Genomic DNA, 14083 nt, shown 5'->3' with positions numbered 1-14083 from the left:
ATGGAAGCTAAATTGTAAAACTTTAGAAGTAATAGTGTGTTTTAAAACTTCATTGTAGCCCGTACATTAAAGATACGTGGCGTTAAATAGTTGGGAATTGCATATTGAACCTTTGTATATACATCTCGTACAAAAGTATTGGTAATTGAATTCTGTACGTCGAATATATTGAAGATTTCAGCGCCTATAGTTAATTCTTTAAAAGGCTTCATCCAACCCGTTTCTTTTCGGTTGTTTTCATCAACTAGTACGTATGAAACACCTAAATCGGCTCTTTTGTAATCTGGGAGTCTTGTTTGGTAATCATAAGGGTCTGCATAGCTGGGAGAACCCCCTGGAAGCCCTGTATTATACGTTAGGTTTAAATATCCTTTTAAGTTGGGTATTACTTTTACGTAATCTTGTATTAAGGCTGCGAATTTAAGCCGTTGATCGGTAGGTCTAAAAATATAGCCACGATCATTAATGTTTTCTTCTGTTTTTAAATATCCAATACTTATCCAGCTTTCCGTTCCAGCGATAAACTCACCCGATAGTCGAGCATCTAATCCGTACGAATATGCAATGGCATTGTTAGTGGCACGATACCGAATGCGCACATTTTCAAGGGTATATGGATTTACGTCGGTAAGTCGTTTGTAATACACTTCACTATTTAGTGTAAATGGACGTTCCCATAATTTAAAACTGTAATCGTTCCCAGCAACAATATGAACAGATTGTTGTGCTTTTACTTCGGGTCGAACTGCTCCAGTACTATCTCTTAACTCACGATAGAAGGGAGGTTGGTGGTAAAATCCACCTGATAATCGAAACAACATATCCATGTCCCAATCTGGTTTTATAGAGACCTGTGCTCGTGGACTAAAAACGGTTTGCGAATTACTTTCAATTCCTGTTCCGCTTACAGTCCAATTATGTGCTCTAACTCCAGCATTTAACCAAACATCGTTAGTTCCCACAGTTGTTCTTTTACTCCATTGTGCATATCCAGACAGTCGGTCTATCTGCACATCATTCTGTGCACGAATGTCTGTAAAAGGTACTATGGGAGAAGTATATGGATCGTAGGGTTGATTGTTGGCAAAATCGATAATAGGTGGCCGAATAGAAAAACCTGCAGAATCAATGATCTCATATTCCTGCACACGATCACGAATATCTTCATGGGTATATTTAATCCCGTATTCAATATTGTTTTCTTCAATGGCGATATTCCCTTTGTGCTCTAAATTTATAATTAGCGCATCAAGATCGTTTCTAGCGTGAGTTAGTTGTGAGCCAATACCTTCACTAAATTGAACTTCCCCAAGTTCTTCGTCGCCAATATTTGTATTAACCTCTCCCAACCGATATTGCGCTAATATATCGAAATACTCTTGTTCCTGTGTTTGGTAAATGGATCCTATTAGTTTTGCGGTATAATTGTCCGACACCAAGTAAGTTCCTTTTAAAGCACCGAAATACGTATCGTATCTATCTTCTTCTTGTCCTTCATAAAAAACAAGCAGTGCAATGGGATCGGCGATTGTTCCAAAATTGGTTTGGCGAGTAAGTGGACGGTAACTGTAATTATTTATCGATAAATTTCCTAGAAATCCAAGTTCGAATTTGTTAGAGAATTTATACGTAAGGTAGGTCTGTGCGTCTGCAAAGGTTGGACGATAGTTTGTCTCTGTTTGTTTTGCATCCACAAATAAACTGTTGTCTCTATAGCGTAATCCAACAATGCCCGAAAGTCTTCCATCTTTAGAAATACCTTCTACAGAAGCACTAGCTCCTAGTAAACTGAGATCAAGGCTCGCACCAAAATCAACTGGACGACGATAAGTAATATCTAATACAGAAGAAAGTTTGTCACCGTACTTTGCTTGAAACCCCCCCGCAGAAAAATCAACATTTGAGGTAAGATCACTATTTACAAAACTTAATCCTTCTTGTTGTCCGCTACGAATAAGAAAGGGACGATACACTTCAACTTCATTTACATACACTAGATTCTCATCGTAATTTCCACCGCGAACTGCGTATTGGGTACTTAATTCATTGTTTCCATTTACTCCCGGCAATGATTTTAGAAGGTTTTCAACTCCAGCATTTGCACCTGGAATTTTGCGGATTGCTTCGGGACTTAGCGTGGTAATACCTTGTACCTGTTTGTTTTCTCTCCCCGAAATAACCACCTCTGTAATCTGCTCAATATCAACTTTCATTACCGGATTAAGCTCAAAGTCTTCAGTAGGAGATAGATTCACTGTCACCTGAATATTCTTATGGCTAATGTGCGAAAGGGTAAGGGTTATATTTTCATTCGAGGGAACTTCAATTAAATAGTATCCATCAAAATTAGACATAACTCCCTCGTCACCGTACGAAATATTAACACCTGCAACGGGAATGTTTTCAGTATCTAAAATAACACCACGAACTGTTGCAGTTTGAGCAACAACGATACTGGTGAAAAGAAATGTAAGAATCAGAGTAAAAAAAGAAGTAGTTTTCAAACGCAAAGATTAGAGTTGTTTTCTGAAAAAAGTTGCTTCAAATGTAGTGCTATTTCCTACATTATCGGTAACGATAAGTTTCAAATTATTTTCGGTTTCTGAAATTATTTCGTCTTCAAAATTATAAGTAAGAACGTCTTTTTTATAATTATATTCCGTGACGATGAATTTTCCGTTGATGGTAGCACGGTACGAACTAATTCCGCTAAGGTCATCTTCAATTTTTATCTGAAGGTTATCTAGTTTACTCACCCATTTTCCGTTGATGAAATTATGTGGTTTTATAGTAGGAGCAGTAGTATCTGCAACTAAAGCATACGTGCCAAAAGAGCGGGTTTTTGCCGAAAGTTTTGTTCCTTTTCGGTACGTTCTGTTATAGTATGGTTCTCCACGGTAATTTAGCTCTCCAATATATAATTTGTCTAGATCTGAAGCTGTGTAGTTATCAGCATCTACCGTAATAGTGATGTTTTTATGGATTGGAATTACATCTTTATGAAACTTCAAAGTGTCGCCTTCAACCTGAATGTCTAAATATGTGTCTTCATACAAACTATTTGCCGGAATATAAATGTTAAATTTTCCTTTCGTTATAGAAGTAGCTTCATTCGCATAGATATAATTGTCGGTTTCTTTACTTTCTTTCGGATCCAGAATTTCTTTATCGGCTCCTTCAATAGGGATAGAAATTATTACTTTGTTATTTTTAAAATCTCGAATTTCAATAGTAAAATTTGATGTGAAACCGTCCTCAACCGTAATATATCCGTTGTCTACTTCGCTTTTTATGATACTTAAGGGGTTGTTAGCTTCTCTAAATAGTTTCTGAACTCTACTTTTATTGGTTTTAAAGTAATCGAAATCGATATACCGATTTAAATAGCGTGTCTCACCAAATGAAAACTTTTCGAATAGGACCTTAAATTTTTCTTCTCCGTTATATGTGGTTTTAATTTCATAAACTCCGTTTTTATTGGAAGCTCCATTTTGCTGATCGTTTGTGGACACTCCAATACCTAATTTACCCAGCGCTGAGATTTTTTCAGCTTTATACGAACCGTCTTTTTGAAGCATTAATCGTAATTTCTGCGGATTTTGCGACTGGTCAACATGGGCTTGTTCTCCAACAGGATATACAAATACCGAAGTAACCAGAGGTTTTTTAGTGTCGGGAATTTCTACACCAAATAACATAGGATTCATGGGGCGTGAAGCTGCATCTCGTATCTCATAATGCAAATGAGGACCGCCACTGCTACCGCTGTTACCAGTATAGCCAATTATTTCTCCTTTTTTTACTTCAAGCAGCCCTGCCTCAGGAAATAATTCAATCTCATATGTTTCTTTTTCATATTGAGCATTCTTTACATAATCTTTAATATCGTGCGCATATCGCTGAAGGTGAGCATACACCGTAGTATAGCCATTTGGATGTTGAATATATAGTGCTTTTCCATACCCATAATGAGCCACTTTAATGCGCTTAACAAATCCATCGGCAGGAGCAAAAATAGGTTGTCCTTCACGCTGTTGTGTTTTTATATCAAGTCCGCTGTGAAAATGATTACTTCTTAATTCTCCAAAACTTCCAGAAAGAATAATAGGTATGTTTAATGGATCACTAAAATAATCTGTGGGTAAAGAGCTCTGGCCGTAGGCTGCAACACCTATAATGTATAATACAATAAAAATTTTTCTCATAAGATAATGTAGCATTTGCTGTAGATAATACGGGGGTTGTTGCAGTTTTATTGTAAACAGACTTCAATATTACAAAAAATTACAGAAAACAGTTGTCTTATTTGGATACGTATGTTAACTTTGTGAGAGTAGTATTGAATTAGAAATTAATGAGCAACCTTTCAGAAATTGTTGATTCTCTTGAGAATAGAATTAGCAAGCTGCTTCATAGACATGAAAAATTGAAGCAGGAGAATGTGAAACTGGAAGAAGAACTTTCAGAATTAAGATCACAGAAAGATCGGTATCAGAATGAAATTGATCAATGGGTCGAAACCTGTAACTCATTAAAGACAGCAAATTCAATGCTTGGCAGCGACCAACATAAAAGAGAAACAAAGCTCAAGATAAATGCTTTAATTCGGGAAATAGATCAATGTATTACACAACTTTCCGATTAAAACACAACCATGTCAGACCAACTAAAGATCAAACTTTCGATTGCCGATAGGGTATATCCTTTGACAATTAACCCGGTACAGGAGGAAGGCCTCCGGTTAGCGGCAAAGAAAATAGAAACTATGATCAAGCGGTTCGAACAGAGTTATGCCGTAAGAGATAAGCAGGATGTATTAGCCATGTGTGCTTTGCAATTTGCCGCTCAGGTAGAGCAAAAAGAGATTGATAAAGAAAATGATACGCATGAAGTTGAAGAGAAATTAGCAACTTTAAATCAATTATTGCAGGATCATTTATCATAACGTTCTTTACATTACAATAGGTTACTGCCTACATTAATACATATTTTGGTAAACTCAACACGAATTCTTTAAAAAGGGTGAGTTAAAGTTGTAAAAGCGAGCCGTCTTTGAGCGGATACTTGACCAACTTGTTAGCCCTAAACTTTTCTTTAAGGAGTTTATTCAAATCAAGTTATTAATGTAGGCTTTTTTATTGCCTTAAAGTAAGGTAAATGGAAAATGAAAGGATAATAGAAACGTCCCTAAAATCCTTAATCAACCCGGAAAACCGGATTTAATTTTTAAAATATGGATAGCACATTACTCATTATAATTATTGGAATCGTAGGATTGGCTATAGGTTTCGGAATTGCTAAATTTTTAGAAAAACAACGTTCTACCGCTATGGTAAATTCAGCAAAAAAAGAAGCCACTTCAATTTTAAAAGAAGCCAAGTCTGAAGCAGAAAGCGTAAAGAAAGATAAAATGCTTCAAGCAAAAGAGAAGTTTATAGAACTTAAGTCCGAACACGAGAAAGTAATAATGAGTCGTGAGAAGAAGATGTCTGATGCCGAAAAACGAACTCGTGATAAAGAATCTCAAGTATCTAATGAATTAGCGAAAAATAAAAAATTAAATGCGCAAATAGATAGTAAGCAGAAAGATTACGATGAGAAGTTAGACTACCTTGAGAAAAAAAAGAATGAGATAGACAAAATGCATCGCAATCAGATTAATCAATTGGAAGTAATTTCAAGTCTTTCTGCTGATGAAGCTAAGGCACAACTTATGGAGAGCCTTAAGGAAGAAGCCAAATCTAGTGCAATGGCTTATATTCAAAATTCTGTGGAAGAAGCCAAAATGACGGCGCAACAGGAAGCTAAGAAAATTATTATTACCACCATACAGCGAATCGGTACCGAAGAGTCTGTAGAAAATTGTGTTTCTGTATTTAATCTTGAAAGTGACGATGTAAAAGGACGTATTATAGGGCGTGAAGGTAGAAATATTCGTGCAATAGAAGCTGCGACTGGGGTCGAGATTATAGTAGATGATACGCCAGATGCTATTATCCTATCTTGTTTCGATTCTGTACGTCGTGAAATAGCACGATTGTCGCTACATAAATTAGTAACCGATGGGCGTATTCACCCAGCACGAATTGAAGAAATTGTTAAAAAAACAACCAAACAAATAGAAGAAGAGATTATTGAAGTTGGAAAACGAACAGTAATCGATTTGGGAATTCATGGCTTGCAACCCGAATTAATTAAAGCAGTAGGGAGAATGAAATACCGTTCTTCGTATGGTCAGAATTTATTACAGCATTCACGTGAAGTTGCAAAATTATGTAGCGTTATGGCTGCCGAACTAGGCTTAAACTCAAAATTAGCAAAACGGGCGGGATTATTACACGATATTGGTAAAGTGCCAGAAACCGAAACAGAAGTGCCTCACGCAATCCTTGGAATGCAATGGGCAGAAAAATACGGGGAGAAGCCTGAGGTATGTAATGCTATTGGAGCTCACCACGACGAAATAGAAATGACAAGTTTACTGTCACCTATCGTACAAGTTTGTGACGCTATTAGTGGTGCAAGGCCAGGCGCAAGAAGACAGGTAATGGATTCGTATATTCAACGTTTAAAAGATCTTGAAGACATTGCTTTCGGATTTAACGGCGTTAATAAAGCATATGCCATACAAGCTGGACGTGAATTACGCGTAATGGTAGAGAGTGAAAAAGTAAGTGACGACAAGGCGGCGCAACTTTCATTTGAGATTTCTCAAAAAATTCAAACAGACATGACGTATCCAGGTCAAGTTAAAGTAACCGTAATTCGGGAAACCAGAGCGGTAAATATTGCGAAATAAAAACATTTTATAGGAAATTAAAAATGCCCGAGTATAATGTTCGGGCATTTTTTGTTTTATTATAATTCCTAATGATTACTCATCATAAATATTTTCGTAACCTTTAGAAGGTTCTTCAAAAAATTTACCAGTTATAAACCGATAGTGTTTATCCAATTTTGAAATCTGTTCTAATTCTTTTTCAGAAAGCGATAGATCTGCTGCTCGAAAGTTCAACTCAATATGATCTTTACTGGTCGATTTTGGGATCACTCCACACCCACGATGAGCATGCCACGAAATTAATACTTGTGCAGGAGTAGCATTGTTCTTTTTAGCGATTTCTTTAATGGTGTCAAGCTCCATAAGGTTTGGTTCGTCTTCACCTTTCATGTTTTTAGATCGATCTCCAGAACCAAGGGGAGAATATGCAGTCATAAAAACACCTTCTTTCTTACAGAAATTTAATAATTCATCCTGTTGTAATAAAGGGTGCAGCTCCACTTGATTCATTTCTGGTTTATGGGTTGCTTTCGAAATAAGATCGTTCAATTTTTCTTTACTGAAATTAGAAACTCCAATATGTCGTACCAATCTATTTTCTTTTGCTTCTTCCATTTTTCTCCATGTTTCAATAATAGGAACTTCCTCAAGTGAAAGATAATCTGAAGGTGAGGAAGGCTGGTTTACATTAGCTTTAAAGGCGACTGGCCAGTGGATTAAATATAAATCCAGATAATCTAATTGAAGCTTTTTTAAACTCTCTTGAAGTGCAGGTAAAACCGACCGTTCTTGATGTGCGTTATTCCACAATTTAGACGTAATAAATACATCTTCTCTTCGAATTTTTCCTTCTTCAAAAACTTCTGCCAATGCTTCACCAATTTCAGACTCGTTTCCATAAGCAGCTGCTGTATCTATATGTCGGATACCAATTTCTAGAGCATTTTTCACAGCTTTTTTTACGTCATTTCCGGTTGCTTTCCAAGTTCCTAAACCAATGGCATGCATCCGGTCTTTATTTTCAAATTCTAGTGTTTTCATAGTTTTTATTTTTTTTCTTCGGAAGAATTTACGAAATGAATTAAGCGCATAAAAAGAATTAAAACACTTTAGCGTTTATTTAACCCATATGGGAAGTTGTAAAGGTGTGAAGTTTCAGAAAAAAAAATGTAATCTAAAATATTTGTTATAATAGAAACTTATTTTCGTGGATGAAAATTATTTAAAACTGAAGTAAGGTGTTTTTTATCCAAATGTGTGTACACCTCTGTAGTAGTAATACTCTCGTGACCTAGCATCTGTTGAATAGAACGTAAATCGGCTCCCCGTTCTAAAAGGTGAGTCGCAAACGAATGCCGAAACGTATGCGGACTAATAGTTTTACGAATTCCTGCTTTAACCACAAGTTCTTTAATAATTACGAAGATCATAGAACGAGAAAGAGGATTTCCTCTCCTGTTTAAAAATAAAGTATCTTGCGCCAAAGGTTGAATAGGTTCATGTACGCGAATTTCTTTCCGGTATAATTCGATGAATTTTATAGTACCGTCTCCAATAGGGACAAAACGCTCTTTATCACCTTTTCCAGTTACTTTAATAAAGCCTTCTTCAAAGAAAAGATCTGATGTTTTTAAGGATATTAATTCTGAAACTCTTAAACCACATGCATATAAAGTTTCTAAGATTGCACGGTTGCGTTCTCCTTGAGAACTGCTTAGATCGATATTTTTAATGAGCATATCGATTTCTTCTTCGGAAAGCGTATCGGGTAGTTTGCGACCTATTTTCGGACTTTCAATTAGTTCCAATGGATTTGTAGTTCGGTATTCTGAAAAAACGAGATAATTGAAGAACCCACGTAAACCCGATATAATCCTGCTCTGAGAACGCGGGTTAACTTTTTTAGCTATCGTGTAAATAAATTCTTGTAAAGATTCTTCAGTAATTACTACGGGCGATGTTTGAATCGAATGCTCTTCTAACCAACCAATCAATTTTTTTATATCTAAAGAATAATTTAAAATAGAATTTTTTGAAAGGCCTCTTTCAATACGAAGATAATCTTGATATTCTTGTAAGGCTTGCGTCCATTTCATTCTACGATATTAGGATATTTTTTTTAATTTGAGAAACCAGATGAAAGATCATTTGCAAGAAAAAAACCATTTTTTGTACCTTTATATGACAAACCTGAAAATTATTTATTATGAAAAAATTATTTGTATTGGTCTTTATTTTTGGTGCGTATTTAAACAGTAACGCACAAGGAATAGAATTTGGAATTAAAGGGGGAGCTACTTTTGCAAACATTAGTGATGCAGGAGATGGTTCGAATAAAACGGGGTTTCTTGCCGGCGCTTTTTTAGGAATTAAACCTACAGATGTCTTAGTAATACAACCCGAAGTTCTTTTTTCACAACAAGGTGCAGAATTCGATGCTGCGAAATTCGATCTGTCTTATGTAAATGTACCAGTTGTAGTAAAATATTATTTATTTCGAGGATTAAATATACAAGCTGGACCTCAGTTCGGTTTTTTAATTAGTGATGACATCGACCTAGCTCTCGCAGATGTTGAATCTCAAATAGAAGCAGAAACCTTCGATTTAAGTGCTGTCGCCGGTGTAGGATTCGATTTCGAATTGGGTATTCGTATTGATGCTCGTTATCAATTAGGGCTTAACGATGTAGTAGATGGTTTAGAAGGGAAAAACAGTGTCTTTTCAATTGCTCTAGGGTACAATTTTTTATAATTCATTTAGCCTATTTAACCTTAAATTACTGGTTTTAAGATGTTTTTAAGAGAAATTAATAGATAATTGGCATTTTTGAGTCGAATCAATATGTATGTTTGCTTCTTAACTAAAACAAAAAATTATGAAAAAAGTTTTTTTAGTAGCTGCTGTAGCAGTTTTTGGAGTATCGACAACATTTGCTCAGGCAGATTTTAGAATGGGTGCAAAAGCAGGAGTTAATTTTGCTAAGCTTACAGGTGACGATGTCGAAGATGCCGATGGAAGAACAGGATTTCACGTTGGTGGTCTTGTAGAAATTCCTGTAACTGAAAAGTTTTCGATTCAACCTGAGGTTTTGTACTCTCAGCAGGGGTTACAGCGTAAAGATGAATTTGCTGGTACAACCGTTGAAAGTAAATTAATTTTAGATTATATCAATATACCTGTAATGGCAAAATTTTATGTGACAGACGAATTTAGTTTAGAAGGAGGGCCGCAATTCGGTTTTAGAGCTAAATCTGAATTTGAAACTAATATTGATGAAGATGGAAATGAAGGGGAAACTACAATTGACTTGAAGGATGACTTTTCAAGTTTTGATCTTGGAGCAGGAATAGGAGCAGCATATCGCTTGCCTATGGGGGTTTTCTTTCAGGCACGCTATGTATTAGGATTAAGCAATGTTAATGATGCCGGAAATGATTCGGAAGACGGAATTTTTGAGGATGACCTTACTAACTCGGTACTATCGTTATCAGTTGGTTATAAATTCTAAAATTATAACAAGGAAAATATGATAAGCAGGAGCTAAAAACTCCTGCTTTTTTATTTCTATATTTACCCTATGAAAATAATGATCATCAATGGTCCTAATCTAAATTTATTAGGCAAACGGGAAAACGACATTTACGGAGATGAAACGTTTAACGATTTTTTTACTACTCTTCAATTTAAATATAAGGAGGTTGAGCTATCTCAATTTCAATCTAATATTGAGGGAGAGCTTATCGACAAGATACAAGAGGTAGGCTATACGTATCAAGGAATTATTTTAAATGCAGCGGCATATACACATACTTCTGTGGGAATTGCAGATGCCGTTAAAGCAATACAAACTCCAGTAGTCGAAGTTCATATTTCAAATACGTATAAAAGAGAGGAGTTTCGTCATAAATCGTTTGTAGCACCCAACACGAAAGGGGTGATTGTAGGCTTCGGACTTCAAAGCTATGAATTGGCGCTTCAAAGTTTTTTAACTGAAGAAGGAAGTGATGGAATTTTAAACCTATAATAAAAGCCTAAAAAAAACATTCTAAATAAAAAATGCGGCTATTGATAGCCGCATTTTTTATTGAACTAAAGCCTATGTTATAAATGAATTACTTCTCCATAAGCATCTGCAACTGCTTCCATTACCGCTTCACTCATCGTAGGGTGAGGGTGAATCGCTTTTAATACTTCATGTCCTGTGGTTTCTAGTTTACGCCCAAGTACGGCTTCAGCAATCATATCGGTAACTCCTGCACCAATCATGTGACAGCCTAACCATTCTCCATATTTTGCATCGAAAATAACTTTTACAAAACCATCTTTTTTACCAGAGGCACTTGCTTTTCCGCTGGCAGAGAACGGAAATTTTCCAACTTTTAAATCGTATCCAGCTTCTTTTGCTTGTTTTTCGGTCATTCCAACACTTGCAATTTCTGGCGAAGCATAGGTACATCCTGGAATGTTTCCGTAGTCGATTGCTTCAGTATGGGCACCTGCAATTTTTTCAACACAGCAAATACCTTCGGCAGAAGCCACGTGGGCTAGGGCAGGGCCAGGTACTGCATCCCCGATGGCATAATATCCCGGAATATTTGTTTGATACCAGTCGTTTACCATGATCTTTCCCTTGTCTGTTACAATACCTACATCTTCCAGACCAATATTTTCAAGATTGGCAACAATTCCAACTGCAGAAAGAACTACTTCTGCTTCAAGTATTTCTTCCCCTTTCTTAGTTTTTACTGTAGCTTTAACCAATTTCCCAGACGTATCTACTTTCTCTACGGAAGAATTGGTCATTACTTTAATACCTGCTTTCTTAAAGGAACGCTCAAATTGCTTTGAAACATCTTCATCTTCCAATGGAACCAGATTTGGTAAAAACTCCACTACAGTAACGTCCGTTCCCATTGTTTTGTAAAAATGTGCAAATTCAACTCCAATCGCACCGCTTCCTACAACGATCATGCTTTTAGGTTGTTTTTTAAGGGTCATTGCTTCACGGTACCCAATCACTTTTTCTCCGTCCTGTTTTAAATTAGGAAGTTCACGAGAGCGTGCACCTGTTGCAATAACAATGTGATCTGCACTGTATACTGTACCATCCACTTCAACTTTCTTACCTGGCTGTAACTTTCCGAAGCCTTTAATAACTTCAATTTTATTCTTCTTCATAAGAAATTGAACACCTTTGCTCATTCCTTCGGCAACACCACGACTTCTTTCAATCACTTTTCCGAAGTCTTTATCGGCTCCTTTTACTGTAAGGCCGTAGTCTTCAGCATGATTAAGATAATCGAATACTTCAGCACTTTTAAGCAGTGCTTTTGTTGGGATACAACCCCAGTTAAGGCATACGCCTCCTAAACTTTCTTTTTCTATAATAGCTGTTTTAAGTCCAAGCTGTGAAGCCCGAATAGCCGTTACGTAGCCTCCGGGACCACTACCTAAAACGATTACGTCGTATTTGCTCATTGTCTGTATTTTGTCGTTGATTTGAAGCTACGAATTTACGAAATGTATGTTACAAGCACCAATTCTAAAAAGGAAAATCACAAAACCCTATGTTTCAAAACTATTTGAAAAACAAAAAGGCATCAGATCCTAGTAATAACCAGAAAATAATGCCTATTAAAACTATTAAGTTTATTAATTTTCGAAATCGACCGATAGTGAATTTACACAAAAACGTTGTCCGGTTTTCGTAGGACCGTCATTAAATACATGACCTAGATGACTGCCGCAATTGGAACACAGAATTTCGGTGCGTACCATTCCAAAGGTATGATCTTTTACATATTCCACTGCACCATCGATGGCTTCATCGAACGAAGGCCATCCACAACCGCTTTCAAATTTACTGTCACTTTTAAATAATGGTGTATGACAAGCTCCACATACATAGGCTCCATCTTCGAAATGAAGATTATACTCACCCGTGTGTGGTCTTTCAGTTCCTTTTTCACGCAGAATACGATAGCGTTCATCACCTAGCTCAGCACGCCATTCTGCTTCAGTTTTCTGAATGGGATATTTTTTATTTTCCATTGTCTGCAGGTATAAAATCTAAGGCATCTCCATTTACGCAATGACGTAAACCGGTAGTTTCTTTAGGCCCATCATTAAATACGTGACCTAAATGTCCGCCACATGTAGCACAATGTTCTTCTTTACGAGTGTATCCAATTTTTTTGTCTGTTGAATAGGCAACGTTTCCTTCAATCTCACGATCGAAACTTGGCCATCCAGTACCACTGTCAAATTTATTTTCAGATTTAAAAAGTGGTGTTTTACACGCAGCACAAACAAAGGTTCCTTTCGAATATTCTTTATTTAATTCACTTGAGAAAGGACGTTCTGTTCCAGCTTCTCGAAGCACATAAAATTCTTCTGGAGAAAGTTCAGCCTTCCATTCGGCTTCAGTTTTACTAACTTTAAAATCCTGATCTTTCTTTTCTTCCTGTGCTTTACTTTTACAGCTAAACAATGCAAAAGCAGCAAGTAATACTACTATTTTTTTCATTTCTTGATTTGATTTATAATTCAACAATTTCAATGCTATATTCTTTGTTTTTTACTTGATCTCAATTTTTAATCTACCTCTGAAATCATGATATAACATAAAATTATGTCGAATTTTTTCTTGAACCTAACGGAATAAGATACTATTTAACTTCAATTTAAGTATTTATTATAGCCTCTGAAACTATTTACTTAGAATTGAAGGTCGAAGGTTTCAATCGCTTCATCCATAGACATATTTGCATCGGCAAATTCAGATGGAACTACTACAAAACGAAATGTTTGGTTGTCTGTTAAAAATAAAGGTAAAGTGTCTGGGTCATAATCACCATCCAATAAAATCTGAACATCTACAAAAGTTTGAAGGTGTAGGTATTGAACGATGTCACCATTTGCCAAATAAAAATTTTGTGGTAATTGGGTCCATACATCAAATCCATCTTCATCGATATCTTCTAAACGATATGCAAGTACCGCATCACTTTCAAATACTTCGAACGGATATGTAAATCGCTGTGATTGATAGAGGTTCGAATTAGAATTAAAAGAAAGCGTCGTAGTAACCTCGAACGTTTGTGCTAAAAATAATTGTTCCTCTACAACGGTAGTTTCTTTAGTACAAGACGAGAAAAGAAATGCAGTTGTAAGAGATAATACTAAAAGTAGATTTTTCATAAGATGTATGTTTTTAAAAAGAATCTTCAAAATTCATTCCAACTTTAATAATCTGACTAATTTTGTGCGAATTTTATGTCCTTCTGACACGAAATTGTTTT

Annotated in this window: 14 protein-coding genes and 1 other RNA gene; 7 read left to right on the top strand and 8 right to left on the bottom strand. The window is 36.1% G+C overall.

Going from position 1 to position 14083, the window contains the following annotated elements:
• Nucleotides 1-41 precede the first annotated feature (41 nt).
• Both ULVI_RS11890 and ULVI_RS11885 read right to left on the bottom strand, forming a co-directional pair.
• A complete protein-coding gene (locus ULVI_RS11890; protein WP_068593107.1) occupies nt 42-2504 on the bottom strand; it encodes a TonB-dependent receptor in 2463 nt (820 codons plus the stop codon).
• 9 nt (nt 2505-2513) lie between these two features.
• On the bottom strand, nt 2514-4205 hold the full coding sequence (locus ULVI_RS11885; RefSeq protein ID WP_068593001.1) for a M23 family metallopeptidase: 1692 nt from the start codon (nt 4203-4205) through the stop codon (nt 2514-2516).
• 149 nt (nt 4206-4354) lie between these two features.
• Here ULVI_RS11885 and ULVI_RS11880 point away from each other — a divergent pair, with 149 nt between their 5' ends.
• From ULVI_RS11880 to rny, 4 genes are all read left to right on the top strand, one after another.
• A complete protein-coding gene (locus ULVI_RS11880) occupies nt 4355-4645 on the top strand; it encodes a hypothetical protein (protein WP_068593000.1) in 291 nt (96 codons plus the stop codon).
• A gap of 9 nt (nt 4646-4654) precedes the next feature.
• Entirely contained in the window at nt 4655-4945 is a 291-nt protein-coding gene (locus ULVI_RS11875; protein ID WP_068592999.1) for a cell division protein ZapA, read from the top strand.
• Between the two features lie 52 nt (nt 4946-4997).
• Nucleotides 4998-5105, top strand: a non-coding RNA gene (gene ssrS / locus ULVI_RS11870) — 6S RNA.
• Between the two features lie 128 nt (nt 5106-5233).
• Nucleotides 5234-6799 (top strand): ribonuclease Y, encoded by a 1566-nt coding sequence (gene rny, locus ULVI_RS11865; RefSeq protein WP_068592998.1) that lies wholly within the window; start codon nt 5234-5236, stop codon nt 6797-6799.
• A gap of 75 nt (nt 6800-6874) precedes the next feature.
• On the opposite strand, the gene ULVI_RS11860 is transcribed toward rny, so the two are convergent.
• Nucleotides 6875-7822, bottom strand: a complete 948-nt coding sequence (locus ULVI_RS11860) for an aldo/keto reductase (RefSeq protein ID WP_068592997.1) — start codon at nt 7820-7822, stop codon at nt 6875-6877.
• 158 nt (nt 7823-7980) lie between these two features.
• A complete protein-coding gene (gene xerD / locus ULVI_RS11855) occupies nt 7981-8877 on the bottom strand; it encodes a site-specific tyrosine recombinase XerD (RefSeq protein WP_068592996.1) in 897 nt (298 codons plus the stop codon).
• Between the two features lie 110 nt (nt 8878-8987).
• On the opposite strand from xerD, the gene ULVI_RS11850 reads away from it, so the two are divergent.
• The 3 genes from ULVI_RS11850 (at nt 8988) to aroQ (ending at nt 10806) form a co-directional block, all read left to right on the top strand.
• Nucleotides 8988-9533 carry a porin family protein gene (locus tag ULVI_RS11850; RefSeq protein ID WP_068592994.1) on the top strand — a complete coding sequence of 182 codons (546 nt, stop codon included), beginning with the start codon at nt 8988-8990 and terminating at the stop codon, nt 9531-9533.
• Nucleotides 9534-9657: 124 nt separating this feature from the next.
• Nucleotides 9658-10290 (top strand): porin family protein, encoded by a 633-nt coding sequence (locus ULVI_RS11845; protein WP_068592993.1) that lies wholly within the window; start codon nt 9658-9660, stop codon nt 10288-10290.
• Between the two features lie 69 nt (nt 10291-10359).
• Nucleotides 10360-10806: a type II 3-dehydroquinate dehydratase gene (gene aroQ, locus ULVI_RS11840; RefSeq protein WP_068592991.1), complete on the top strand. Its 447-nt coding sequence runs from the start codon at nt 10360-10362 to the stop codon at nt 10804-10806.
• 77 nt (nt 10807-10883) lie between these two features.
• Here the strand turns inward: aroQ and lpdA are convergent, their stop codons facing one another.
• The 4 genes from lpdA to ULVI_RS11820 form a co-directional block, all read right to left on the bottom strand.
• The gene (gene lpdA, locus ULVI_RS11835; protein WP_068592990.1) at nt 10884-12260 is read right to left on the bottom strand and encodes a dihydrolipoyl dehydrogenase; all 1377 of its coding nucleotides are present in this window, start codon (nt 12258-12260) and stop codon (nt 10884-10886) included.
• 174 nt (nt 12261-12434) lie between these two features.
• Entirely contained in the window at nt 12435-12833 is a 399-nt protein-coding gene (gene msrB / locus ULVI_RS11830; RefSeq protein WP_068592989.1) for a peptide-methionine (R)-S-oxide reductase MsrB, read from the bottom strand.
• Nucleotides 12823-13308, bottom strand: a complete 486-nt coding sequence (gene msrB / locus ULVI_RS11825) for a peptide-methionine (R)-S-oxide reductase MsrB (protein ID WP_068593106.1) — start codon at nt 13306-13308, stop codon at nt 12823-12825. Before msrB (ULVI_RS11825) ends, msrB (ULVI_RS11830) begins: the two co-directional genes overlap by 11 nt.
• Before the next feature lie 191 nt (nt 13309-13499).
• On the bottom strand, nt 13500-13982 hold the full coding sequence (locus ULVI_RS11820) for a hypothetical protein (protein WP_068592988.1): 483 nt from the start codon (nt 13980-13982) through the stop codon (nt 13500-13502).
• Nucleotides 13983-14083 lie beyond the last annotated feature (101 nt).

This window comes from Cochleicola gelatinilyticus (assembly GCF_001637325.1).
GTDB lineage: Bacteria > Bacteroidota > Bacteroidia > Flavobacteriales > Flavobacteriaceae > Cochleicola > Cochleicola gelatinilyticus.
This window is presented reverse-complemented; position numbering and strand designations above follow the sequence as displayed.